General features: G+C 27.7%; 27 protein-coding genes. 3 read left to right on the forward strand and 24 right to left on the reverse strand.

Features of this window, described 5'->3' with window-relative positions:
* Positions 1-2: 2 nt before the first annotated feature.
* The 10 genes from APAC_RS10385 to APAC_RS10430 all read right to left on the reverse strand — a co-directional run bounded on the left by APAC_RS10385 (position 3) and on the right by APAC_RS10430 (position 8470).
* Entirely contained in the window at positions 3-1463 is a 1461-nt protein-coding gene (locus APAC_RS10385; protein WP_130234035.1) for a flagellar hook-basal body complex protein, read from the reverse strand.
* Between the two features lie 9 nt (positions 1464-1472).
* Positions 1473-2144, reverse strand: a complete 672-nt coding sequence (locus tag APAC_RS10390; RefSeq protein WP_130234036.1) for a flagellar hook capping FlgD N-terminal domain-containing protein — start codon at positions 2142-2144, stop codon at positions 1473-1475.
* A gap of 9 nt (positions 2145-2153) precedes the next feature.
* Positions 2154-2441 (reverse strand): FliM/FliN family flagellar motor switch protein, encoded by a 288-nt coding sequence (locus APAC_RS10395; RefSeq protein ID WP_130234037.1) that lies wholly within the window; start codon positions 2439-2441, stop codon positions 2154-2156.
* Between the two features lie 74 nt (positions 2442-2515).
* On the reverse strand, positions 2516-3190 hold the full coding sequence (locus tag APAC_RS10400; protein ID WP_130234038.1) for a FliH/SctL family protein: 675 nt from the start codon (positions 3188-3190) through the stop codon (positions 2516-2518).
* A complete protein-coding gene (fliG, locus tag APAC_RS10405; protein ID WP_130234039.1) occupies positions 3190-4197 on the reverse strand; it encodes a flagellar motor switch protein FliG in 1008 nt (335 codons plus the stop codon). The genes APAC_RS10400 and fliG overlap by 1 nt, the downstream gene beginning before the upstream one ends.
* 8 nt (positions 4198-4205) lie before the next feature.
* Entirely contained in the window at positions 4206-5924 is a 1719-nt protein-coding gene (gene fliF, locus APAC_RS10410) for a flagellar basal-body MS-ring/collar protein FliF (protein ID WP_130234040.1), read from the reverse strand.
* Between the two features lie 18 nt (positions 5925-5942).
* Positions 5943-6344, reverse strand: coding sequence for a flagellar basal body rod protein FlgB (gene flgB / locus APAC_RS10415; RefSeq protein ID WP_130234041.1), 402 nt, complete (start codon positions 6342-6344; stop codon positions 5943-5945).
* Complete coding sequence (locus APAC_RS10420; RefSeq protein WP_130234042.1) at positions 6344-7063, reverse strand: flagellar hook-basal body protein; 720 nt, start codon at positions 7061-7063, stop codon at positions 6344-6346. The genes flgB and APAC_RS10420 overlap by 1 nt, the downstream gene beginning before the upstream one ends.
* Before the next feature lie 10 nt (positions 7064-7073).
* Positions 7074-8072: a hypothetical protein gene (locus APAC_RS10425; protein WP_170170158.1), complete on the reverse strand. Its 999-nt coding sequence runs from the start codon at positions 8070-8072 to the stop codon at positions 7074-7076.
* Between the two features lie 29 nt (positions 8073-8101).
* Positions 8102-8470: a response regulator gene (locus APAC_RS10430; protein ID WP_130234044.1), complete on the reverse strand. Its 369-nt coding sequence runs from the start codon at positions 8468-8470 to the stop codon at positions 8102-8104.
* Positions 8471-8631: 161 nt separating this feature from the next.
* Between APAC_RS10430 and flgG the strand changes: the two genes are divergently transcribed.
* From flgG to APAC_RS10445, 3 genes are read left to right on the forward strand one after another with little or no spacing between them, the layout of a single operon-like run.
* The gene (gene flgG, locus APAC_RS10435) at positions 8632-9420 is read left to right on the forward strand and encodes a flagellar basal-body rod protein FlgG (RefSeq protein ID WP_130234045.1); all 789 of its coding nucleotides are present in this window, start codon (positions 8632-8634) and stop codon (positions 9418-9420) included.
* Positions 9421-9443: 23 nt separating this feature from the next.
* Complete coding sequence (locus APAC_RS10440) at positions 9444-9869, forward strand: hypothetical protein (protein ID WP_130234046.1); 426 nt, start codon at positions 9444-9446, stop codon at positions 9867-9869.
* On the forward strand, positions 9862-10842 hold the full coding sequence (locus APAC_RS10445) for a hypothetical protein (RefSeq protein ID WP_130234047.1): 981 nt from the start codon (positions 9862-9864) through the stop codon (positions 10840-10842). Before APAC_RS10440 ends, APAC_RS10445 begins: the two co-directional genes overlap by 8 nt.
* A gap of 8 nt (positions 10843-10850) precedes the next feature.
* Here the strand turns inward: APAC_RS10445 and rimM are convergent, their stop codons facing one another.
* From rimM to APAC_RS10515, 14 genes are all read right to left on the reverse strand, one after another.
* Positions 10851-11384 carry a ribosome maturation factor RimM gene (gene rimM / locus APAC_RS10450; protein WP_130234048.1) on the reverse strand — a complete coding sequence of 178 codons (534 nt, stop codon included), beginning with the start codon at positions 11382-11384 and terminating at the stop codon, positions 10851-10853.
* Between the two features lie 3 nt (positions 11385-11387).
* Positions 11388-11627: a KH domain-containing protein gene (locus APAC_RS10455; protein WP_130234049.1), complete on the reverse strand. Its 240-nt coding sequence runs from the start codon at positions 11625-11627 to the stop codon at positions 11388-11390.
* 15 nt (positions 11628-11642) lie between these two features.
* Positions 11643-11870 carry a 30S ribosomal protein S16 gene (rpsP, locus tag APAC_RS10460; protein WP_130234050.1) on the reverse strand — a complete coding sequence of 76 codons (228 nt, stop codon included), beginning with the start codon at positions 11868-11870 and terminating at the stop codon, positions 11643-11645.
* Positions 11871-11953: 83 nt separating this feature from the next.
* Positions 11954-13306, reverse strand: coding sequence for a signal recognition particle protein (gene ffh, locus APAC_RS10465; RefSeq protein ID WP_130234051.1), 1353 nt, complete (start codon positions 13304-13306; stop codon positions 11954-11956).
* A gap of 154 nt (positions 13307-13460) precedes the next feature.
* Positions 13461-14213 (reverse strand): RluA family pseudouridine synthase, encoded by a 753-nt coding sequence (locus tag APAC_RS10470; protein ID WP_130234052.1) that lies wholly within the window; start codon positions 14211-14213, stop codon positions 13461-13463.
* Positions 14206-15348, reverse strand: coding sequence for a lipid IV(A) 3-deoxy-D-manno-octulosonic acid transferase (gene waaA, locus APAC_RS10475; protein WP_228255912.1), 1143 nt, complete (start codon positions 15346-15348; stop codon positions 14206-14208). Before waaA ends, APAC_RS10470 begins: the two co-directional genes overlap by 8 nt.
* 2 nt (positions 15349-15350) lie before the next feature.
* Positions 15351-16070: a zinc ribbon domain-containing protein gene (locus tag APAC_RS10480; protein ID WP_130234054.1), complete on the reverse strand. Its 720-nt coding sequence runs from the start codon at positions 16068-16070 to the stop codon at positions 15351-15353.
* On the reverse strand, positions 16063-16818 hold the full coding sequence (locus APAC_RS10485; RefSeq protein WP_130234055.1) for a Nif3-like dinuclear metal center hexameric protein: 756 nt from the start codon (positions 16816-16818) through the stop codon (positions 16063-16065). The genes APAC_RS10480 and APAC_RS10485 overlap by 8 nt, the downstream gene beginning before the upstream one ends.
* 2 nt (positions 16819-16820) lie before the next feature.
* Positions 16821-17702: a glycine--tRNA ligase subunit alpha gene (gene glyQ / locus APAC_RS10490; protein ID WP_130234056.1), complete on the reverse strand. Its 882-nt coding sequence runs from the start codon at positions 17700-17702 to the stop codon at positions 16821-16823.
* On the reverse strand, positions 17703-17936 hold the full coding sequence (locus APAC_RS10495; RefSeq protein WP_130234057.1) for a glutaredoxin family protein: 234 nt from the start codon (positions 17934-17936) through the stop codon (positions 17703-17705).
* Positions 17936-18430: a 5-(carboxyamino)imidazole ribonucleotide mutase gene (purE, locus tag APAC_RS10500; protein ID WP_130234058.1), complete on the reverse strand. Its 495-nt coding sequence runs from the start codon at positions 18428-18430 to the stop codon at positions 17936-17938. The genes APAC_RS10495 and purE overlap by 1 nt, the downstream gene beginning before the upstream one ends.
* A gap of 41 nt (positions 18431-18471) precedes the next feature.
* Positions 18472-19737, reverse strand: a complete 1266-nt coding sequence (locus APAC_RS10505; protein ID WP_130234059.1) for a glycosyltransferase family 9 protein — start codon at positions 19735-19737, stop codon at positions 18472-18474.
* 6 nt (positions 19738-19743) lie between these two features.
* The gene (locus APAC_RS10510) at positions 19744-21027 is read right to left on the reverse strand and encodes a peptidase U32 family protein (RefSeq protein WP_130234060.1); all 1284 of its coding nucleotides are present in this window, start codon (positions 21025-21027) and stop codon (positions 19744-19746) included.
* A 120-nt stretch (positions 21028-21147) separates the two neighbouring features.
* On the reverse strand, positions 21148-24048 hold the full coding sequence (locus tag APAC_RS10515) for a methyl-accepting chemotaxis protein (RefSeq protein ID WP_130234061.1): 2901 nt from the start codon (positions 24046-24048) through the stop codon (positions 21148-21150).
* Positions 24049-24159: the final 111 nt, after the last annotated feature.

Below are 24159 nucleotides of genomic sequence, written 5' to 3' on the forward strand. Positions count from 1 at the left end.
CTTTATTTTTTCATCTGAATAGCAGTATTTAGAAACTCATCTGAAACAGTAATTGATTTTGAATTAGCTTCAAATGCTTTTTGATAAAAGAGTAATTTACTTAAACTATTACTATATGATGCATTACTTGTTTCGATTGATTTTGATACAAGTGTTGATAAATCATCTGCATTTAAAGCTTCACCTGAATAAAGAGTCTCTTTAAAGATGTTACTTCCTTCAGGATTTAATCCTTGCATATTTCTAAAATGTGCAGTTGAAATTTTACTAACTAAAAAACTATTATTATCATTAGTTACATAAACCAATCCATCATCACTAATACTAACTTCACCTTTTATATCCTCAACTAAACCTAGAGCATTTAATCTTAAATTGATATCTTCATTACCTATAACAGTTTTATCTTTGTATGTTAATACATTAGTAATTTCTAAATATTTTCCACCTGCATTTTCAACTGCTTCTTTTAAAGCTTGTCTGCTGCTATCTAACATTGCTAAACCTGTACCTTGAATAGATTCTTGTATTTTAGAAATAGGTACATATTCACTATTAAGGTTAGCTTCTAGAATTTTAAATTCTTTACCTGGGACTAAAGATTCAATAGTCAATACTCCATTTGTACTAACATTAGCATTAAAACCTTCAGTATTTGACAATTTATCAGATAAATTATTTAAAGTGGTTTGAATATCCGAGTCAAAATATTCTTTATATTCTACCCCATCAATTTGCACCCTAATAAAATCATTCTGATTTTTCAAGTTTGGTAATTGACTAGAAAAATCAACTTCAGAGATTTGCTTTTGAGAAGGTGTTGAAACTACATCAAAATTTGATTGTAAAAGTTTTATTTTGTTTAAAAAATCATTTTTTAAAAGTTCAACATCATTAATTTTAGAGCTAGCTGTTTTATAATTTTGTCCACTTATTGTATCATCAACTGCGGCTGAATTATAATCTGTTGTTTTTACATTATGATTATAAACTGTTTCATCATGCGATATATCAATAGATGCAATAAAATTTGAGAACTCATCTGTAAATAATGTATCATTAATATCTGTAGCTGTAATATTTTTTTCTTGAGGAGATAAACCTTGAACTTTAAATAATTCTTGTGTCTCTAAAAAACCATCCTCTCCTTGTTGAAAATTACCAGCTCTTGTGTAATAAGTAAGTCCTGTTGACCTATCATTGATAACAAACATTCCTTTACCTTCAATAGCAACATCTAAATTTACATTTGTTAATTGAACATTACCTTGAGAAAAACTTTTTTCAACATTTTGTATATTTACACCTTTACCGTAACCATTTTTATACATCATATCTTCAAAAGTTACATTATCTTCTTTATGACCAATCGTTGTTGCATTAGAAACATTATTAGATTCTACAGAAATTGCATTTTCAAAAGATAATAATCCAATTTTTCCATTATTTAATGCACCAATCATAATTAATTCCTAAAATACTTTTGTAATTGTAGAAAAAGGTATAGATGTAAGTTCATCTGAATAAACAGGACTTGAAACTCCAGCTAATTTGTAATTATGTTCTATTTGTTCATTATTTTCATCCAATACAACTAATTTACCATCTTCATCAAGCAAAGGCTCTCCTGGATTATTAAGAGCAATTTTATCACCAGTTAAATTTCCATTTTCATCCATAATTTCACCATTGACATTATAATTAATTATAGATGGTTCTTCTTCATCTGTGATAATTCTATCTTCTAAATATAACATTTGTTGTGCAATTACTTGTATTTCACCATCTACATTTTCTACAGATCTAACTGTGTAAGCTTTACTAACACCATTTTCACCGATGTTTCCATCTTCGATATTTTTTCCAATAATGTTAGCTGCATTTGATAGTGCATTTTGAGAAAAAGCTGTCTGTAATGATTGCATAGCTGCAATAGTTTGCTGGTTAGTCTCAATAGTAGACATTTGCATTTGTGTTGCAAGCATTTGCTGAGAATCCATAGGTTTAGTAGGATCTTGTAACTTTAACTCTTGGATCATTAAATTTAAAAAATCCTCATTCGTTAGTTGATCATTACTAATTGAAGATGTGTATGAGTTACCATCTACACCTGTATTTGAGTTGATTGCTATATTATCTGCCATAATTTACTCCTAAATCATATTCTCTTCAAAGAAAAATCTAATTACATTATCAGAATCCATTGCGTCTTGAACTCTAACTGCTAATTTATCTTCAATTACTATGATATCACCTGTTCCTATAATTCTGCTATTTACATAAATATCTCCACCTGAACCAGCTGGTTTATGTAAAGAAATGATATCACCTTCACTTAGTTTTAAAAAGTCTGAAATAGAAATATTTGTGTTTCCCAAAATAACATCGACTGTAATCTCAGTATCAACAAGTAAGTCATAATCTCTTTCGCTAATTTCCATTTAATCACTTTTTTTATCTATTTTGCTTTATTATAGCACAAAGTTTTGAAAATTAGTCTAAAAAGATTATTTTATCAAATAACAGTATCTAATGTCTCCAACATAGATGTAACTTTTGCCTCAATATTTCCATCAAAGTTACCTAAATCACTAGCAATTACTACTCCACCTGCTGTTACATTAGGATCTTGCCTTAATTCTATTAGTGGATCTAAATTTAACTGATCCTTTAAAATTTCATAATCTTTGGGATTAAGATGAATCTGTACTTTTGAAGCTGTTTTAATTTTCTCAAGTAATTGAGTAATCGTTTGCCTTGCAATTAGTGAGGAGTTCTCTCCTACTTCAATATTTATAATCTTTTTTGCAATAGAAATTGATGTCTTTAAAAGTTTTGTTTCCATTTGAAAAGTTGCTTGTTCAAAGAATGCAGCATAATGTTTTAAATCTTTTATAGCTTGAACAACTTGAGCATCTATATCTTTAGATCTAACTCCCTCATTTTCTATTATAGAAACTTTTGATGTAATTTGATCCAATTTTAGATGTAAGTTTTTGATTTCATCTAAAAGGGGTTCTACACTTAACATTGAACTTTCTTGAGCATTACTTAAAACTGCAGTGTTTTTACTTACTGTCGCGTCATTTCCTTCTGAGACTTGATTATTTATAAATGTACCTAATTTATACTCTTCAATATTATCATTTTTATTTACTATTTTTGCATTTGAATATACATTATCTGCCATTATTCAGTCTCTCTATCAATAATTCCATCTTCAATCATTTTTTGAGCTACATCAAGCATTTTTCTCTGAGCAGCTTCAATATCTTTAATTTTAACCTTATTAAGCATTTCAAACTCTTCTAAGAATCTATCTTTAGCTCTTTGTGACATAGCACCTTTTATTTTTTCCATATCTTCCTCTGTAGAATTTTTCATGGCAACAACTAAATCTGCTGTATCAACATTTTGTAAAATTTTCATCACATATTCTGTATCTAAATTTAATAAATCTTCAAATACAAACATATTCTCTTTGATTTTTGTTGCTAAAGAAGTATCAATACCATTGATATTTTTTAAAATATCTTGAGACTTTGGTCCAAGTTTATTTAACATATCAGCAACAACTTTTACTCCACCTACATCAACAATAGAAGATAATAAAGATTCAAGTTTTTTCTCTAAAACAACTGATATAGTTCTAACAACATCAGGACTAACATCTTTAATTGTTGCAATTTGCATAGTGACTTTTACTCTTATTTCTTCATCTAGTTGCATAAGTACCTCTGAAGATTTTGCAGGGTCCATATGTGATAAGATAACAGCGATTGTATGAGGTGATTCATCTTTAATGAAGTCACTAAGTTGTTTTGGATTTATACCATCTAAATATGAAAAAGACTGGGCAGCTAATCTTAATCTTGAAAGTTTAGCTAAAACCTCATCCGCTTCACCTTTTCCTAAAGATTTATATAAAATATCTCTAGCAAAATCATATCCACCAGAACTAATGAAACTTTTCGATCTAGTAAATAAATGAAACTCTTCTAAAATAGCTAAGGACACTTCCTTGTCAATAGAAGATATTTGAGTAATTGCAGTTGAAATTGATTCAACTAACTCTTTTGGCAAATGTTGAAATATTTTAACAGTTGACTCTTCTCCAATTAGAACAAAGAATCTAGCTACTTTGTCCATCATTGACATACCTTTTAATATTTCACTTGTTTTAGTTTGCTCTGCCATTATTTTCCCTATGACCTAAATTTATTATCGCCTTCACTTAATAGAAGTTCTATCATTTTTGCAATCTCTGCAGGATTTTCATTTATTTCTTTATCTAATTCTTCAATAAATACAGCATATCTTGCAGCAGACTCTTCATCTAAACCGTCAATATTATTTAATATTTGACTTTTTACTTTTGATTTTAATCTACCACGTGCTGTTTCTGAATCAAATTCATTTTCAAAATCAGTTAACATATCTTTTACAAGATCATTATCATCTCCACCTTCAGCACTTTTAGTAGTTCCATCTGTTAAAATTACAACTTCATTATTTGCAATAAATTTTTTATAAAAGACAAATAATAATATTGCAATAATTAAGTACTGAAAATATTCGCCAAACTCTTTTAAAATAGTTTTAACTTGAGTTAAAGTATCAACGATATTTTCATCTTCAACAATAACATTTCCGTTTTCATCTAATTTTTCTCCATTTTTTGAAGATGTAGATAAAAATTTGAAATCCCTAACTGTAACCTTGTCACCTCTAGCATTATCATAACCAATTGTATCTTGAACAACTGATTCTAAAGATGTCAAAAATTCATCTCTATTTGCTATACCTTCCAATACACTTGAATCAAAGGTAACTGCTGCTGTAATTCTTCTTATATTTGTGTAATTATTATCTTGTTGTTTTATAATCTTTTTAGAAATCTCATAATTTGTTACAGTATTAGTTCCTTCACTATTAGATGCAACATTTCCATTCCCACCAGTATTAGCAGGAGCTTGAATATTATTATCTACTCCTGCAACACCTCCAGCACCAGCAGGTCCTCCTTGTGATGCAGATGAATTCTCAATTACTTGTTGAGATCTAATTGTTCCTTCTGGATCATAAATTTCTTCTTGAATATCTCTTTTTATAAAATCAAGTGAAACAGTAACTTTAGCTACTACTCTTCCAACACCAACAAAAGGCTCCAGCAAATCAACTATTTTTCTTTGATAATCTTTTTCTATTTGCTCTTTATACTTATTTTGAGTATAAGACTTTTGACTATTTATATCATCTTTCGATAATTCTAATAAATTTCCATCCTGATCTATTAATTGAATATTTTCTTGCTTTAAATTAGATACAGCCGAAGCAATAAAATTTTTAATACCATCAATTTGTTTTTGAGTCAAAAATATACCTGGCTTTAAAGAAAGAACTGCGGAAGCTGTAGGATCAGTTTTTCTCTCAGTAAATATAGTATCTTTAGGAATAGCGATTTTAACACTAGCTCTCAATACTGATGATAAAGACTCTAATGATCTAGATAGTTCTCCTTCTAATGCTCTTAAATATTTAACTTTATTTTCAAAATTGGTAGTACCTAATGATGATTTTTCAAATATTTCCCAACCTACATGCTTACTAGTTGCTGCTTCGCTTGTAACTAATTTAATCTTAGCTATATTAATAAACTCTTTTGATGTTTTTAATGTCAAGTTATTTCCTGTTCCAACAACAGAAAAATCTATTCCAGCGGCTTGTAATTCATCACTTGCTAGCATTACTTGAGATTTAGTAAGATTAGAAGCAATTGTATAATTTAATTTTTTATCCTCAGCTTTAATTCCAGAGTAGATCAAAAAACCAATAAGCAATACAAATAGAAGAGAAAAACCTCCAATAATAACCGCTCTTTGTGCAGTATTTAAGTTATTTATAAACTTTATTAGTTGATCCATAAACTATATATCCTAAAATTAATTTTTTGCTGAAGATTCAACTACTGATCTAAATAATCTTGAGTCTTTTTTTATCGATGATTGTATTGCATCATATAGTATTTTATTTTTTGACATTTCACTCATTTGAGTATCAAGGTTTACATTATTTCCATCATTTTGTTCTTCTAAACCTTTTACGTTAATCAATTTTGGTTCATGAGAATTTTGATGTTTTGATACATTCGGTAAGTGTCCAGAATTGGTTTTTGATAATTGTAATGTATTTTGTACCTTATTAAGCTCATTTTCAAATACTAACTCTTTTGTTTTATAATTTGGAGTATTTATATTAGCGATATTACTACTAATAACTTTTTGTCTTTCGCCTCTAAAATTTAAATGTTTAAATAAAGTTTCTGTTACACTACTAGCTTCCATTATTTAGTATTATTTCCTATTTTTTCTATTAATGCAGCATTTAATTCATCTATTGATTTAATTGCTTTTTGAGACTGTTCAAATCTTCTATGCGCATCTATTAATTCAACCATTGAACTAACTGAATTAACATTAGACTTCTCAATCGCACCTTGCACAATTAATCCATCATTATCACCAAATATTTCTAAATTATTTTCATCTAAAACTTTATAAGTATTATTTCCTACTTTTTCCAAATTTGAATAAGGAATTTGAACAACACCTATTTGAGCTTGAAAATTTTCTTCTACAACTATAGGTTCATTATCAGCATTTAAAACATTATTTCCATTTGAATCTACTAAAAACCCATCTAAGTTCTTAAATGCTCCATCACGTGTGTAAACAATATCTCCATTTAAATCTTGAACTTTAAAAAAAGTATCTGCTTGATTTAATGCAAAATCCAACTTATTACCAGTAGCTGCAATGGGACCCATTTCACCTTGAATATACTTTGCGTCTATTTTTGGTATATTGTTAGTAACTATATTATTTTTTGTAGGAGCAAAATTTTCTTGTTGAGCCCTTTGCAAATAGTAATTAAATGTCGTCTCAGTAGTATTTTCTTGTTTGAAACCATTAGTATTAATGTTTGCTAAGTTATTACTAATTTGATCTAATCTATTAATTTGATTGATCATAGAGGCTGCAAGAGGATATACACCTTGATTCATTTATTACTCCTTACTTTTTATTGGCAAAGTCTTCAATTAGTTTATCTAAATCATCTCCAATTAAATCATTTGAATCATCTCCATGAATATGCTTAGCTACAGCTATTTCAGAGCTATTCCCCTCATCTTCAAATAAATTATTTAAATAATTTGATAATTTTCTAATAACAGACATTACTCTTTCTATTTTTTGTCTATTTATATCATTAAATTGCATTAACTCCATTGCTTCAAAGATTTTTGAATCTTCTTCAAAAGAGTTTGTATTTATTAAATTTATACTATCATTAATTTTACTAATTTCTGATAAATGACTACTAAAATGAGAAATATTAGGAAACTTCTGATTCAGTGACTCTAACAATTTTTTTTCTTTTTCTAAAAAAATATTAAGATTTTTTATTTCATTTCTTAAATTATTATTGTTATCTAAAGAAAGACTTAATACATCAAAAATTTGTCCAACTTTTTCTTCTGAATCATTTGCTACTTGGCTTAATTGATTAACAACTTTAGTATCTTTTTCAGCTGGCCAAGGAATAACACCTTCATCTATTTTCCCTGAAGCCCAATTTCTTACTATTTCATCTTCATTTATTGATTTATTTTCATTTTTTTCTAAAGATTCTGATTGTGAACTATCGTTATCATTTAAGATATTATCTAATTCATTATCACTTAATGAAATATTTGACTCATCTGATTTATCTTCATTATCTTCAGAATCTAACTCAATATCTTTTAGTAAATCATTGATTTCATCATTGTTTACTAAACTCTCACTAGATTCAGAAGTAAATTCATCAATTAAGTCATCTACAGAATTATTATCGACTGTTGAACTTTTATCTTCCTCATTGGACTCAATATCATCTTTAATACCTTCACTTTGAGATAAAAGTTGTTCTATTTCGTCAGTATTAACATTATTTTCTGCTTCAACTTCTTCAGTTTCTTCATCACTGATGTCTAAACCATTCATTAAAGCTTCTATTTCTTCTTGACTCATACTCATGATAATGCCTTAAATTTAAATAATTATTTCAATACCCCATCAAGTTTTTCTTTTAAAACTTCAGCACTGAATGGCTTAACAATATAGTTATTAACGCCAGCTTTTAATGCAGTAATAACCTCTCCTTTTCCACCTTCAGTAGTAATCATAATAATAGGTGTTTTTTGATGGTTACCTTCTGATCTTGTTTTTTTAACCAATTCTAATCCATTCATATTTGGCATATTCCAATCAGTTAAAATTATATCATATTTAGATTCAGACAATAATTTCCATGCTTTTACACCATCTTCTGCTTCATCAAAATCTTCTTTTGTAAAACCTAGTTGCATTACAACATTTCCAATGATTCTTCTCATCGTGGAACTGTCATCAACTATTAATATTTTCATATGTAAACCTTTTTAACAAATTATCAATCAAATATCTTGCATTATATATAATTTGTTTTAAATATATACTTAATACATGAAAAATAATCAAGTAAATTTATCTAACTTTAATTGTTCTTAAAATATAATAATTAAATATACAATCTAAACAAAGGATTAATATGATTAGAGGTTTATACACAGCTGCAACAGGGATGAATTCTATGCAACATCAAATTGATGTTACATCAAATAACATTGCAAATGTAAATACTACAGGCTTCAAAAAAGATAGAGCTGAATTTCAAGACCTAATGTATGAAACATTAAACTACACAGCAGGTAGAACTTCTCAAACTACAATTAATCCTACTGGAATAGATGTAGGACTTGGAGTTAGAATATCTGGTATTCAAAAAAATTTTAATGAAGGTGATCTTACACTAACATCTAATCCTTTAGATTTAGCAATTGAGGGAGAAGGTTTCTTTCAAATTACTTTACCTAGTGGAGAAACTGCTTACACTAGAAATGGCTCTTTTAAAGTTAATTCTGAAGGTACCATTGTAAATGGTAACGGATATCCTCTTAGTCCTGAAATAGTTGTTCCAGATAATGTAACCGATTTATCTATTGCTGTTGATGGTACGGTAAGTGCAACAAATCCCGCTGATGGTACAATTGTTGATTTAGGTCAAGTATTAATAGCTGACTTTATAAACCCTGCTGGATTAATTCCTATGGGAGAATCAATGTTTATGGAAAGTGAAGCATCAGGAGCAGTTCAAGAAGGAGTTCCCTCTGAAGATCAATTTGGTTCAATTAGACAAGGTATGATTGAATCATCAAATGTTAAACTTGTAAATGAAATGGTTGACTTAATTACTGCACAAAGAGCATATGAAGCTAATTCAAAAGCAATTACAACAACTGATGGTATGCTTGATACAGTAAATAGACTAAAAAATTAAGATAATATAGTTCATTAAAGTTTATGGATTTAGATGAATTAAAAAGGTTAAGAGAAGAAAGACTTCTCTCTCATAAAAAGAAAAAAAGAGAATATTATTTAAAAAGTAAGGCTAAAAAAGAGAATATAAAAAGAGAAGCCATAAATTATGAAGAAGATTTAAATGAGTTAAATTTTTCTAACAAAATTAAAGAAATTGCTAGAGCACAAAAAGAGCACGTTGATTCTCGTAAAGATTTAATTATAAAAAAAATCAATGAATATAAAAAAAGAAAAAAAGATTATTATAAAGAGAATAAAAACAAAAGACTAGAATATGATAAAGAGTATCGAGAAAAGAAAAAAGAGGCATTAAAAGAGTATAGAAGAGAATATTACAGAAAAAATAAAGATAAAATATTAGCTAGACAAAAAGAAAAAAGAAAATTACAAAAGAGTGAAAATGGCTGAAGAAATTAAAGACAATTCTGAAGAAACAACACAAGATAATGCAACAAATCAAGAAGAGATAGAATCAAATGATGCAACAGAAGAAAAAGAGACTGACATTGATGAATCTAATGATACGGTTTCTGAAGAAGCACCAAAAACTCAAGATAAAAAGAAATCCTTAATAAGTAAAATTTTGATTGGTATTGTAGCTTTATTACTACTTGTATTAATAGCTGGCATTGTACTTTATTTTACTGGTTTCTTTGACCCTAAACCAATTGAAAAGCCTATGCAAATAGAAACAAAAGAGTCTACTATTTCTATGCAAGAAAAAAAGTATAAATTTGATATTAGCACTATCAATTCTACAAAATTAAATGAACAATTAGCAAAATTAACAAATAGAAATTTAAATCAAGAAAAACTTGAAGAACAAGAAAAACTTGAAAATGAAAAAAAATTATTAGATGAAAAAAAGAAAAAAGAAGAAGAAGCTATAAAAGCAGAACAAGAAGCTTTATTAAAAGAAAAAGAGAACTTAGAAGCTAAAAAACAAGAATTAGAAAATGAAAAAGCTGAATTAGAAAGACTAAAGAAAGAAGCTATTGAACTAAAAGAACAAATGATTAATGTCAAAAATGATATTCAAAATAATAAAAATGGAAATCAAGATAATCAAGAATTAGAACCTGTAAAACAAGAAGAAAGTATTAATTCACAAACAGAAGATAAAAATAATTTTGTTAAACTCATTAATGTGGCAAAAATAAAAGGAGAACTGTATAAAGATTATTTAGATTCAATAGTTAAAATAAATTCTGAGCTTAAACTTTGTAGAGATGACAAAAATAGAATAGAAATATTCTTTGGTCCTTTTACAAAAGAGGAAGATAGAAATATACTGCTTAATGAATTAATTGAAAACAATTTCAATCAAAGCTATTCTTTAGAATTAACGAAAGAAGAATACGATAAGAGATGTAACTACTAATAAGAAAATTAAGAGTTTTCTAAAATAACAAAAGCATCTTTTACATCAATTCTTTTTTTGTTTGTATCCACATTTAAAATATATGTATTAAATATATATGGTAATAAAAAAGTTGCTGGTAAATCTTTTTTAATAAGTTCGTTAGATGTGCTGATTTCCAAGTAATCATTAATTGGATATCTGTGAATATCTTTAACTTTACCTAGTTTTAAATCATTTTCATATATGTCACAATCCATTAAATCAAACCAAAAAAATTCATTTTCTTTTAAATTACAATTTTCTCTTGTTTGTTCATGAGTTACATAAAGTTCTTGATTTGTAAGTTTTTTAGCAATATCAACATCTTCATAATCTTTAAATAAAACTAATTCTCTTGATGTATTATATTCTAAAACTGTTAACTGCAGATTTTTGTTTGTAAAAAAGCTTGCGCCCTTTTTAAATTGTTCAGGGAAATCTGAATCAATAAAAAGTCTTAAATGACCTTTTAATCCTACAGCTTTCCCCAATTTAGCTACATAAATATTATTCTTTTTCATAAATTAATCTGTAACTACCTGAATTTTATAAGAAATACCATCTTTTGCTTTACAACCATTTGCCATAGTTTTTAAAGCATTTATCATATTTCCATTTTTTCCAATAAGTTTACCAATATCAACACTATTTACTTTAATAGTAATTTGAGCAAAGTTATCTTCGATAATTTCTTTACTAACTGATACTTCTTCAGGTACGCTAACAATTAATTTAGCATAATTTTCAATAAATTTAGTAACCATAATTCTATGCTATAATTATTTTGAAGCTAATTTTTTAACTTTTTCAGATGGTTTAGCACCAACGCTTAACCAGTAGTTATATCTTTCTTCATCTAATTTTAATACTTTTGGCTCAACAACTGGGTTGTAGTAACCAATTGATTCAATCCATCCTGAATCTCTTCTTTTTCTTGAGTCTGTTACAACGATTCTGTAAAATGGTTTTTTGTTTCTACCCATTCTTGTTAATCTAATTACTGTCATGTTTTCTTTCCTTTGTTTTAATTGATAGTATTGAATTCTAAACTCATAAAATAAGTTTACAACTCAATACTATTTAAAATTTATTATCTAGGGATTTTTGGCATCCCACCAGGTCCCATTTGAGACATCATATTTTGTAAACCTTTCATTCCACCTTTAGAAGAAAGTTTTTTTGCCATTTTAGAAGCATTTTTAAACTGCTTTAAAATTTTATTTACTTGCACTTCAGATAATCCAGAACCTTTTGCGATTCTTTTCTTTCTTGAAGGATTCATTAAATCAGGGTTTTCTCTCTCTTTTGGAGTCATAGAACCAATCATAGCTTTAATACTTCTAATCTCACTTGAGTTTTCAAAGTCCATATCTTTTAAAGCCCCAGTCATTCCTGAAAGTCCTGGAATCATTCCAAGGATAGATTTCATAGAACCTAATTTACTCATCATAGCTAATTGGTCTAAGAAGTCATTAAAGTTAAATTGACCTTTTTTAATCTTTTTAGTAACTTCTTTTGCTTTTTTCTCATCAATTACTGCTGACGTTTTCTCTGCAAGACCTTCGATATCTCCAAGACCTAATAATCTTGAAACTATTCTATCTGGTATAAATACTTCGATATCTGGCATTTTTTCACCAATACCAATAAATCTTAATGGTACTCCAACTTGATGTGCAATTGATAAGGCAACTCCACCTTTTGTATCGCCATCATATTTAGATAATACAACTCCATCAATTCCTATTTGCTCTTTAAATGAAGTTGCTGTTTTAGTTGCATCATGTCCTGTCAATGAATCAGCAACATAAAAAATCTCATCAGGATTTACTGCATCTTTAACATTTTTTAACTGGGCCATTAACTCTTCATCTATTGCAAGTCGTCCAGCTGTATCTATCAAAAGTACGTCATATAACTCTTTTGTAGCCTTTTCTTGAGCTGCCTTAGCAATTTTAACTGGGTCTTTTTCATTATCATCAAAATAGATATCTACTTCAATTTGTGCTGCAATTTGTTTTAACTGCTCAACCGCAGCTAATCTTTGCAAGTCACATGCAGCTACTAAAACTTTTTTCTTTCTAGTTTTTAAATAGTTTGCTAGTTTACCTGTAGTTGTAGTTTTACCACTACCTTGTAATCCTGTCATTAAAATTGTAGTTGGAGGAGTTGAAGAGAATACAAAGCCTTGATTACCTTCAGTTGTAAGTAGTTTTGTTAATTCAGATTTTAATGCGTTTAAAAAAGAGTCTTGACCAATACCAGCTGCTTTAGTTTCTAACTCAACATTAGTAACTAACTCTTTTGTAGTTTTATGGTGTACATCAGCTTTTAATAAAGATTTTTTTAACTCTGTAATAGCTTTCTTTAAAGATGCTACATCATCTTTATGTCTTATTTTATTAACTGCATTTTTTATCGAACCGGTAATTGAATCAAACAAAATTTCTTCTCCACAATTTTTTAAAGTTTGTGATTTTACTTAACTATACCTTTGATATAGATTAAGTAAAACTCCAATTTTAAGTTTTTTTTTAGTTTTTAATTTTTTAGAAGTACCATTTTATGGTATTTTATATTTCTTATTAACTTAAGTTTTAATTAAAGTCATACACCTTGAACTCTCTTGGTTCTGGTGACTCAAAAGTATAATCAAAAATTTTAGTCTTTTTTGAATGTAATAAAACTCTATTTATATTAGCAGCAGGTTTCCCATATAAAGCATCTCCAATTATAGGTAAACCAATTGAGTTTAAATGAACTCTAATTTGGTGAGTTCTTCCTGTTTCAATCACAACTTTTATTTTTGATTTATTACCTTCAACTAGCATTGGATAAACAGTTGATTTAGCTGGTTTCCCGTGTTTAGTATCGATTTTAGATTTTGCTTTTCCTCTATCTTTTGTAGTTAATATTGGTTTATCAATCTCAATTTCTTCAATTACTTTTCCATCAACAATTGCTACATACTCTTTATAAACTCTTTCATTACTAAATTCTTTAATAGCTTTTTTTTGAAATGCTTCATTTTTTGCAAATAGCATTACTCCACTTGTCTCTTTATCAAGTCTATTAAGTAATATTGCTTTTGGAAATTTTTGAGAGACTTCATCAGCAGTTAAAAAAGCAGGTTTATCAACAGCTAAAATATCATCATCTTCAAAGATAACTTTTATTTTTGCTACTTCTTTAACACTAAATCTAGTATCACTTCTAATCTCACCTCTTGCAATCATTACTTTTTTATTTCCAACTCTAACTAAACCTTTATCAATTAACTCTTTTGCTTTTGAGTTTGAGATATTCTCTTGTTTTGCTAAAAGTTTATATGCCTTATCATATTCAGCCATTTTTTATTTCCTTTATTATTGGATCAAATGAACCAGATTTTTGTAATACTGGCCTTTTCAATTCCTCTATTTTTTTTAAATACTCTTTTAATTGATGATTTTCAATTAAATAGTAATTTTCTATACACTCAAAGAGTGAATTCTGATTAAATATATTTTTACCACTTATAATTTTACATCCAAAGTATGCTGGTTCAACTGGGTTATGTCCACCAATATTTTCAAATGCTCCACCAAGTATTACTACATCACTTATAGAGTATATATCATTTAAAATACCCATTTTATCAACTAAAATTATATCAGGATTAAAGTCTTCTTGAGTTGAGTATTTATTATATGTTAAATCTTTATTTAAAATATAGTTCTGTATTAATAAATCAACTTCACTGAATCGTTCTGGATGTCTTGGAACAATAATTAATTTTCCAAATCTTTTATCATATGAATTTAAAATTAACTCTTCTTCATTTTTATGTGTACTAGCAGCAGTAATAACTCTTTCATCTAACTTTTTTAAATCTAAAGTTGTTTTTGGAGTTTGAGCTAGTTTTATATTTCCTATTACTTCAACATTTTTTGCGCCAAGTTCAATAAGCCTATCTTTATCTTTTTGACTTTGAGCAAATACTTTATCAATATTTTTAAATATTCTTTTATATAAAAAAGAAAACTTTTGATAAGATTTATGAGACTTATCAGAAATTCTTGCATTTATAAGTATTGTTTTACTACCTTTATTTTTTGCACATAAAAAAAGTAAATACCAAAGTTCTGCTTCCATTACTACTAAAACTTTTTGTTTAGTAATCCAAAAAGGAAGAAAGATTTCAAATGGTAGATATCTAACTTCCTTACAAAATTTATTTGCTTCTTCAAAACCTGTATTTGTAATTACTGAAACTTTAGCATTGTCAAACTCTTCTACAAGGGGTTTAATAGTTTTAGTCTCACCCATAGAACAAGAATGAAACCAAACTCCATCAGCAGTAAATTTACTATTATTTTTTAAGAAAAATTTTGCTGGTATTGCATCTTTATATTTTGTTTTTTTTGATTTAAAAATTAAATAGGGAATTGCAAGTATATATACAATACTTAAAAGTAAGTAATAAAAAATACTAAAAAGGCTCAATATTAAGCCTCTTCAGTCTCATCTTCTTTATAAAGAATTCTTCCACAATGTGGACAGTTTATAATCTCTTCTGCTTTAATTACTTCTGCATATGTTTTGTCATTAATTTTCATAAAACATCCATAACAAGCTTGTTTTTTAACAGGAACAACAGCTGATTCTTTAGCCCATCTTTTAATTTTTTCATAGAAAGTTAAGATTTTATTATCAAATTTTTCTAATAGTTCACTTCTATCTTGATATACAACATTTCTTTCTTTATTAATCTCTTCAATTGCATTGTCAACTGCTATTTGTATATCTTTAATCTCTTCTTCTTCATTAGCAAGCTTTTCTTGTAACTCTTTTAAATTCTCTTCTTTTGCAACTGCTAATTTATCTAATCTATCAATCTCTTCATTTGCGAACTCAATTTGTTCTTTTGCAATTTCTTCTTCTAATTGTAGTGCTTTTAACTCTTTTTCAGTTTGAACGTCTTTATTTTTTTTCGCAATATCTTCTAGTTTTGATTTTAACTCAGATAAGTGAATATTATTTTTTGTTCTTTTTGATTTTATATCATCAATCTCTAAATAACTCTCGTTAATTGATGCTTTAATTGCTTCTGCAGTTTCTACAAATGTTGCTAGTTTTGCCTTTTCATTTTCAATTTTTGGCTCAAACATACTAATAGCTGTGTCAAATTTTGATAATTTGATTAAATCCTCTAAATACTTATTCAACCGTTTCTCCTCTTTTAAAAAACTCAAATGGATTTTTTGAAGCTGTTATTATAGCTTTTAATTCATTTTTTTTCAAATATTGTGAAAGAAGCCCTTCAATAAGGGTATTAAAATATCTTTCACTTTCATAATGTCTAATATCTATTAAAGATACACCCCTTGCTTTTGCTTCCATAGCATCATGATATTTAATATCACCCGTTAAAAAACAATCAGCTTTAACCTCATCTAGTAAACTCATAGCAGAACCTGTAACTATTGCTATATCTTTTATAAAATCATTACATCTTACAGCTTTAGTAGTTTTCAAATCTAATTTTTTACTTACATGTTTAACTAAATCATCAAAATTCATATTTACTTCACAAGTAGCAATGAATTCTTCTTGAGAAGTCACTTCAAATCCTAAAATTTCTTCTACTACATATTTATTTAAATGAGTTTTATCAATATTAGTGTGCATTGAAATTAATGCAATATCTTTTTTGATTAATTCTTTTATAATCTTTGTAGAATAAGTATCAAAATTTACTCTTTTTAATCCAGAAAAAATCAATGGATGATGAGTAATAATCAAAGAATTAGGCTTAAGTGATTGCGCAAGCTCTAAATCTAAATCAATACTTATGTAAACTTTTTGAATTTCATCGTCAAGTGAACCTACAATAATTCCACAGTTATCCCATTTTTCTTGTAGTTCAAATGGAGAAATTTCATTTAAAACATCATAGATTTCTTGAAGTTTCAAACTTATCTACCTATTCTTTTAAGTCTTTCCTCTTCTTGCTCTTTATATAAAACAGCACAACCTTGAGCAAGTTCTCTTACTTTTAAAATATAATTTTGTCTTTCAGTAACTGAAATAGCTTTTCTAGCATCTAAAGTATTAAATGCATGTGAAGCAATCATACATTGATCATAAGCAGGTAGTGGAAGTCCTGCTTCTAAACATGATTTACACTCATTAAAGGCATCATCAAAATGTCTAAATAACATATCAGTATTTGCTACTTCAAAGTTATATTTAGAAAACTCATACTCACCCTCTTTATGAACATCTGCATAAGTTGTAGTTCCATAATCATTTTCATTCCATACAATATCAAATACAGAATCAACACCTTGTAAATACATTGCAAGTCTTTCAGTTCCATAAGTAATTTCAACTGCAACAGGATCACAAGGAAGACCTCCTACTTGTTGGAAGTAAGTAAATTGAGTAACTTCCATACCATCTAGCCATACTTCCCATCCAAGACCCCAAGCTCCAAGTGTTGGAGACTCCCAGTTGTCTTCTACAAATCTAATATCATGTTTAGATAAATCTAATCCTAAATACTCTAAAGATTGTAAATATAAATCTTGAATATTATCTGGACTTGGTTTAATTAATGTTTGAAATTGATAATAAGCTCCAAGTCTATTTGGGTTTTCACCATATCTACCATCAGTTGGTCTTCTACTTGGTGCTACATAAGCTGTACTCCAAGGAGTAGAATCTAAACTTCTTAATAGAGTTGCAGGGTGAAATGTACCTGCACCTGCTGGGATATCATAAGGTTGTACAATATTACATCCTTGTTTTGTCCAAAACTCTTGTAATTTTAATAGAATTTGTGAAAATGTAACCATCTATTTAATTCCTAACTCTTTATTTATTTTATTTTTATCAAAACCACAAATCCATCGGTTACCTATTAATACAACAGGTGCACCTTTACATCCATGTTTTTGACAATCTTTTAATGCTTGTTTATTTTTTGATACATCTACTAAATTGTATCTTATGTTTTTAGATTTAAAGTAAACTTTTGCTTGTTCACACCATTTACAATTAGGAAGAACAAATAGTGCAACTGGCTTCATTATAAGATTACTTCAATATCTTTTGAATCATTTTCAACTTTTTTAGATTGAACAATCCTATCTTCTTTTAATTTTATAGCTAATTCTGCATCACTAATAGCTAAAATTTGCATTGATAAATAGGCAGCATTAATTGCGCCATTTTTACCTAAAGCAACTGTCCCAACAGGCATACCAGCAGGCATTTGTACCGTTGAAAGCATAGCATCCATTCCATCCATTGCACCACCTTTCATAGGAACTCCAATTACAGGTTTAGTGGTAACAGCAGTAATAGTACCTGCTAAATGAGCAGCCATACCAGCAGCTGCAATAAATACTATTGCACCTTTTTCTTCTGCTTCTTTTACATAATTTCTTGTTCTTTGTGGACTTCTATGGGCTGATGAAATAATAAGTTCGTATTTAACATTAAATTTCTCAAATGTATCTACACAATGTTTCATTATCTCGTAGTCTGATTTACTACCCATTAAAATTGAAATAAACTTCAATGTTAATTTCCTTCTTTAAATCTTAAATGAGAGCGATTATATCAAAAAGATTCTAATAGTTTTATAATCTGTTTAGCTTTAAGTTTTTTCCAAGATTCAAACCTATAAAAAGTCAAATCTTCATTATCAAAAATAAATTTTGAAAGATTTTTTGATTCATCTTTTATAAAAATTGATTTTACAAAATTATAATACTTAATCTCTTTTTCATAATCTTCAATTGTAAATATAGCAACTGTGGGAATCATAAAAGCATCACTTATGTGAAATGTTGCTGTATCAGCTGTAAGAATTCCATCCATCTGTGAAATAATAAACATAAAGTCATTTAAAGTTTTTGATTCTTTAGTTAAGTCAATAAATCTATCATCTTTAAATTTAGAATCAAGACTTAATGTACTAATAACCACATAATCATCATTTTTTTGAAGAATATCTCTTAATAAACTTAAAGCATAAGTTTGAGGAATAGATTTCTTAGCATTTGCAGAATATGGATGATATAAAAGTAATTTGCCTTTTTTTCTAGCATTATTTATAGTATCAATTAAACTCTTTTTAATATCTAAACTTGAAATATCTAATTCATTATATTTTAATTTAGCATCTACACTCTTATAATCAATGCCAAATTTATAAAGCCATGCATCAACATAGTTTAATTCTCTAAAATATGTGGTATTTATAAAAGAACTTGTATCGATAAAATAGTCATATTGTGTAAAGTTTTTTACACTAATACTTAATGGATATATATTATTTAAAAAATTTAATTTTTTATATATAGATTTATCTCTACTATAAAAGCTATTATTTGAAGCATTTAAATAAATATCAATTTTTACACTTTTATAAATTTCACAAAGTTTATTGTATAAAATTCTAAGAGCAGTAGTTGAAGCAATCATTTCACTAATTGTTTTACCTAAACCACCAATAATAACTAAATTAATTTCGTCATTTTTATTTTTTTTAAGCTGTTGGAAAATATCTACTTTTGTATTTTCAAAAAAATATTCATCAATTTTATAATTATTCTTATATAAATATTCATTCTTATTTGGAATGCCTAGTTCTAATGGAAATTCTTCAATACTTCTTATATTTTCTTCATTCAAAAGTTTTGCAAAGTATTTTTCTTTGTCAATTCTATTAAATACACTTTCTAAATCAAGAAAATCTTCATAGGTAGTTATATAAGCAGTTTCATTATTAAGTTCCGATGGTCTACGGAACTTATAATAACTAACCATAGATCCATCTGTTGCTTTAATATTAATATTGCAAGATACTCTAAAAAATATCATCTATTATTAATTTTCTTCTTTATTTTCTATTCTAAACATAGTTAAGTATGGAAGTTTACCTGGTAACTTAATCTTATTTGTGTTACCACTGTGAACTGATTCTAACTCTTTGTCTGTCTCAGTTAAAATTTTCTTAAAATTGATGTAATATAAACCATCATCTGCTTTATAAATTTTTCCAATTTCATTATCACACTCTTCTAAAACTTCACCATTTGGAGTAAAGATTTCAATATCTTCATTTGGATAAGTTTTATATTTACACATAAAGTGTTGTTCATCTTCTGTTACTAGTCCACTAACTTCATAAGATCCTTTACTTAATGCGTAATCATGGTTTTGAGAATCAGTTTTCTCAAATGGTCTATGAATTAAATATGCATCCGTAAAGCCTCTATTTTTTGTTGTATGTAACTCCCTTTGATACTTATCAGCATCGAATTTATTATCATAATAATCATCAATTGCAGTTCTATATGTCTTAGCTGTTACTGCTGCATAATAAGGTGACTTAGTTCTACCTTCAATTTTTAGAGCATTAACTGCACCTGAATCTAAAATTTCTTGAATATGAGAAGCTAAGTTTAAATCTTTTGAATTGAAAATATATGTTCCAACACCTGGTTCTTCTTCTAGTCTAAATAGTGTGCTATGGTCTTCATTTGCTGCATATAATGTATATTCAAATCTACAATCATTTGCACAAGACCCTCTATTTGGAACTCTTCCCATTTGTACAGCACTTACTAGACATCTTCCTGAATATGCAAAACACATAGAACCATGTGCAAAAATCTCTATTTCCATTTCTGGTAAATGTTTTTTAATCTCTTTTACATCTTTAAGCGAGATTTCTCTAGCAACAACAATTCTTTTTACACCCATATCCCAAAATACTTGAGCATCCATATAGTTTAACACATTTGCTTGAGTAGATAAGTGAATAGGAATTTGAGGAGCAAGTTCTCTACAAAGTCTAACAACACCAGGAGCTGCTACAATAAATGCATCTGGTTCTAACTCTGCCATTTTTAAAATATGTTTTTTTAATAAATCTATTTGAGAGTTAAAAGGGAAACCATTAATAGTTGCATAAACTCTTTTTCCTCTTGCATGAGCATAATCAATTCCTTCTTTGAATGTTTCAAATGTGAATTCTTTTCCTGCTCTAATTCTTAAACTAAAGTGACTAACACCTGCATATACTGCATCTGCACCATATTTAATTGCAATTTTTAATTTCTCTAAATTTCCAGCAGGTGATAATAACTCTACTTTTTTATCGTTCATAAATTTCCTTTGATCTTTTCATAGTCATATATATTTAATTTTTTTGGAATTATAGCTAGTTTTTCATAAATATAAAAGAGGATATTTTTTGTCTAGTTTTTATTAAGAGAAGAAAAGCTTCTAAAAGCTTTCCCACTCATCATCACTACTATTTGAAGTAAATACTTTATTTTCAATAGGTGTAGTCTGTTTTTTAATCTCTGTTTTTATCTCTTTTGGTTTTGAAGGAGCACTAACGTGACTACTTTTTATAGGCTGAGGCTTAACATCAATTACCTGTTTTTTCTCCATAACATTTTCAATTTTAACTTGTTCTAAATGATCAAATAATTCTAAAGTAACTTGATCTAATTTTCTAGAATACTCATTTAAAAGTGATGAATTAACATTACCTTTACAATCTTCATCAATATATGATTGTACATTATTATGAACTAACTCATGTTTCTCTTTTAATGCTCTCCAATTTGATGTTTTAGTAAACTCTTTCCCTAAATTTTCTTGTTCATTAATCCATTTACCTAAATCACACTCTGTACAAGCTTTTACCTTCCATGAAGTATTAGTTGTTGCTAACTTATTAAAATTATCATTCTTGAATTTAATATGATCAGATTTTAACTTAGAGATTTTAAATACTAAGTCAATATCTTTTATAGATTCTTTACTCATAATATTAAATTTAGCTCTATCTGCAACTTGAATTAAATTATCAGAAAGAGTTGAAACTTCAGAGGCTAAATTACTAATTGTAGTAGCTGAGCTTGCATTTACCTGAGTTGCTTGATCAAGTGCATTTATTGCATCATTAATTTGAATAATACCTTTCTCTTCTTCACTACTTGCTTGATTAACATTCTCAATTAAACCAATTGTTTCATTGATTTTTTCATTTAATGTTGTATATCCACCAATCATATTATTGGCAATAATTTTACCTTCATTAGCTTTATTTGTTGCGTTCTCTACAATATCTTTAATCTCTTTTGCTGCTTCAGCAGATCTGCTAGCTAGGTTTCTAACTTCTTGTGCAACTACTGCAAATCCTTTTCCTGCTTCTCCTGCTGTTGCAGCTTCAACAGCTGCATTTAGTGATAAAATATTTGTTTGGAATGCAATTTGATCAATTACAGTAATCGCTTCATTAATTGATTTAACTTGCTCATCAATTTCATCCATTGCAACCGTAGTCTTCGAAGCTAAAGTTTCACCCTCTTTTGAAGAACTATTTAATTCATTCGCTAATTGTGACATTCTTGCGATGTTTTGAACATTAGATTTTACAATTGAAGTAATCTCTTCAACTGCAGCGGCTGTTTCTTCTAAAGATGCTGCTTGCTGATTTGCTGAACTTGATAAACTACTAGATGATTCAGATAAAATCTTTGTATCATCATTTAATTTTCTTCCACTTTCAATAATCATAGATAAGAAATTAGAAACTGAAGATCCAACTAAATTTGTGCTTGAAACAATAGAAGAAATAATACCATTTACTTGGTCACCTCTAACATTATCATTTGAAGTAAAATTTGAATTACCGTATTCAATTAATACATTATTTAATTTTGTAAGATTGTCATTAGTTTTCTCAATCATTGTATTAATAGAATCTCTTAATCTCATAATTTGTGGATTATCTGATGTTTTATTGATTTTATAAATATAGAATCCAGCATTTACTTTTTCAATAACACTGTCAACCTCTTCTATAACTTTTGCATCTTGTTCATAACCATCTTTTAATTTATTTACGTAAGCATTAAAACTATCTACTAAACTTCCTATTTCATCATCTGTAATTTTTTGAATTTCTTTAGCTGTATTTTTGCTATTTGTAATATCATCAACTGCTCTTTTAAGATTATCAATTGGCTTTATTATTGCTTTATTAATTAAAAAACTGTAAATTAAATATGAAATAATTATTGCTATAAGCGCAAAAATAGATATGTACATAATAATTGCATTGATATCTTCTTTTGTCTTTGATTCCATTAAAGAAATATCTTCTTGAATGTCATCAACATAAGCTCCCGTACTAACTATCCAATCCCAAGGTCCAAATTTTCTAACATAAGAGAATTTCTTTTTAGGATCACCTGCCTTGCCAGGCTTATCCCACATATATTCAACTAAAGCACCATTTTTTGAAGCATTGGCTTTACTTGACATTTCAACAAAAAGTTTTTTTCCTGCAGCATCTTTGCTTTGAGATAAATCTTTACCATCTAATGCTGGTTTTAATGGGTGCATAACCATTTTAGGATAAGAATCATTGATCCAAAAATACCCATCATTACCATATCTCATATTTTTAATTGCTTCTTTTGCTTCTTCTTGTAATTTAGATGTTACATCATCAACATATTCACCTGTACCAATAACCCAATTAAATGGTTTAAATAATTTCACATAAGAAACTTTTGGCTGAGGAGTTTCAAAGCCTGGTTTCGGCCAAACATAGTCAACAAATCCGTCTCCATTTGCTTTTGCAACCGCAGCAAATTCTTTAAAAATTTGTTTACCACCTTTATCTTTATACTCCATCATATCTCTACCATTTAAAGCCGGTTTAATCGGGTGAGTAACAATTACCGCATTTGTATCATTTACCCAAAAATAACCATTGTTACCATATCTTGATGCATTTATTATTGATTTTAGTCTATACTGTAATGCTTCAGTAGATAAAGTATCTTTTAGTTTCTCATATTCAGCGTTTATTATTGAAAATAAGAAGTCTGTTTGACTTTTTAGATCTGATTGAACTTCAATTTTAATCTTATCTATAGCAGTTCTTGCATAATAAGATTCAATTGTTTCATAAGCTAAAGAAATATAATTTTCAAGCTCTTTTTCTTTCTTAGCATATGCTTCTTTTTCATATTTCAATATATTCTCTTTCGATAATTTATTTATTGAATATATTGAATCAATTGTAATTGAAATAGAAACAACAACAATTGTTACAAGGGCTAAAATTAAAAGTTTAGCCTTAATTGACAAATTTGACACCATAATTTAATCTCCATTAGTAATCTCTAATTTAGTATATCAGTTATTTATTTAAATTGTCAAATTATTTTTAGTCTTTTTTTAACCTATATTTAACTTAAAGTATAGAAAAAA

It is taken from the genome of Malaciobacter pacificus (assembly GCF_004214795.1).
Classification (GTDB): domain Bacteria; phylum Campylobacterota; class Campylobacteria; order Campylobacterales; family Arcobacteraceae; genus Malaciobacter_A; species Malaciobacter_A pacificus.

Excerpts from the sequence above, each read along its gene's own strand:
- glyQ (WP_130234056.1), bottom strand. The coding sequence starts at position 17,702 with ATGGTTACATTTTCACAAATTCTATTAAAATTACAAGAGTTTTGGACA.
- APAC_RS10455 (WP_130234049.1), bottom strand. The coding sequence starts at position 11,627 with ATGGTTACTAAATTTATTGAAAATTATGCTAAATTAATTGTTAGCGTA.
- APAC_RS10390 (WP_130234036.1), bottom strand. The coding sequence starts at position 2,144 with ATGGCAGATAATATAGCAATCAACTCAAATACAGGTGTAGATGGTAAC.
- APAC_RS10515 (WP_130234061.1), bottom strand. The coding sequence starts at position 24,048 with ATGGTGTCAAATTTGTCAATTAAGGCTAAACTTTTAATTTTAGCCCTT.
- fliG (WP_130234039.1), bottom strand. The coding sequence starts at position 4,197 with ATGGCAGAGCAAACTAAAACAAGTGAAATATTAAAAGGTATGTCAATG.
- fliF (WP_130234040.1), bottom strand. The coding sequence starts at position 5,924 with ATGGATCAACTAATAAAGTTTATAAATAACTTAAATACTGCACAAAGA.
- APAC_RS10470 (WP_130234052.1), bottom strand. The coding sequence starts at position 14,213 with ATGGCTGAATATGATAAGGCATATAAACTTTTAGCAAAACAAGAGAAT.
- APAC_RS10425 (WP_170170158.1), bottom strand. The coding sequence starts at position 8,072 with ATGAGTCAAGAAGAAATAGAAGCTTTAATGAATGGTTTAGACATCAGT.
- flgB (WP_130234041.1), bottom strand. The coding sequence starts at position 6,344 with ATGGAAGCTAGTAGTGTAACAGAAACTTTATTTAAACATTTAAATTTT.
- APAC_RS10495 (WP_130234057.1), bottom strand. The coding sequence starts at position 17,936 with ATGAAGCCAGTTGCACTATTTGTTCTTCCTAATTGTAAATGGTGTGAA.
- rimM (WP_130234048.1), bottom strand. The coding sequence starts at position 11,384 with ATGAAAAAGAATAATATTTATGTAGCTAAATTGGGGAAAGCTGTAGGA.
- flgG (WP_130234045.1), top strand. The coding sequence starts at position 8,632 with ATGATTAGAGGTTTATACACAGCTGCAACAGGGATGAATTCTATGCAA.
- APAC_RS10430 (WP_130234044.1), bottom strand. The coding sequence starts at position 8,470 with ATGAAAATATTAATAGTTGATGACAGTTCCACGATGAGAAGAATCATT.
- APAC_RS10510 (WP_130234060.1), bottom strand. The coding sequence starts at position 21,027 with ATGAACGATAAAAAAGTAGAGTTATTATCACCTGCTGGAAATTTAGAG.
- APAC_RS10440 (WP_130234046.1), top strand. The coding sequence starts at position 9,444 with ATGGATTTAGATGAATTAAAAAGGTTAAGAGAAGAAAGACTTCTCTCT.
- APAC_RS10445 (WP_130234047.1), top strand. The coding sequence starts at position 9,862 with ATGGCTGAAGAAATTAAAGACAATTCTGAAGAAACAACACAAGATAAT.
- APAC_RS10505 (WP_130234059.1), bottom strand. The coding sequence starts at position 19,737 with ATGATATTTTTTAGAGTATCTTGCAATATTAATATTAAAGCAACAGAT.
- APAC_RS10385 (WP_130234035.1), bottom strand. The coding sequence starts at position 1,463 with ATGATTGGTGCATTAAATAATGGAAAAATTGGATTATTATCTTTTGAA.
- APAC_RS10420 (WP_130234042.1), bottom strand. The coding sequence starts at position 7,063 with ATGAATCAAGGTGTATATCCTCTTGCAGCCTCTATGATCAATCAAATT.
- APAC_RS10400 (WP_130234038.1), bottom strand. The coding sequence starts at position 3,190 with ATGGCAGATAATGTATATTCAAATGCAAAAATAGTAAATAAAAATGAT.
- APAC_RS10395 (WP_130234037.1), bottom strand. The coding sequence starts at position 2,441 with ATGGAAATTAGCGAAAGAGATTATGACTTACTTGTTGATACTGAGATT.
- rpsP (WP_130234050.1), bottom strand. The coding sequence starts at position 11,870 with ATGACAGTAATTAGATTAACAAGAATGGGTAGAAACAAAAAACCATTT.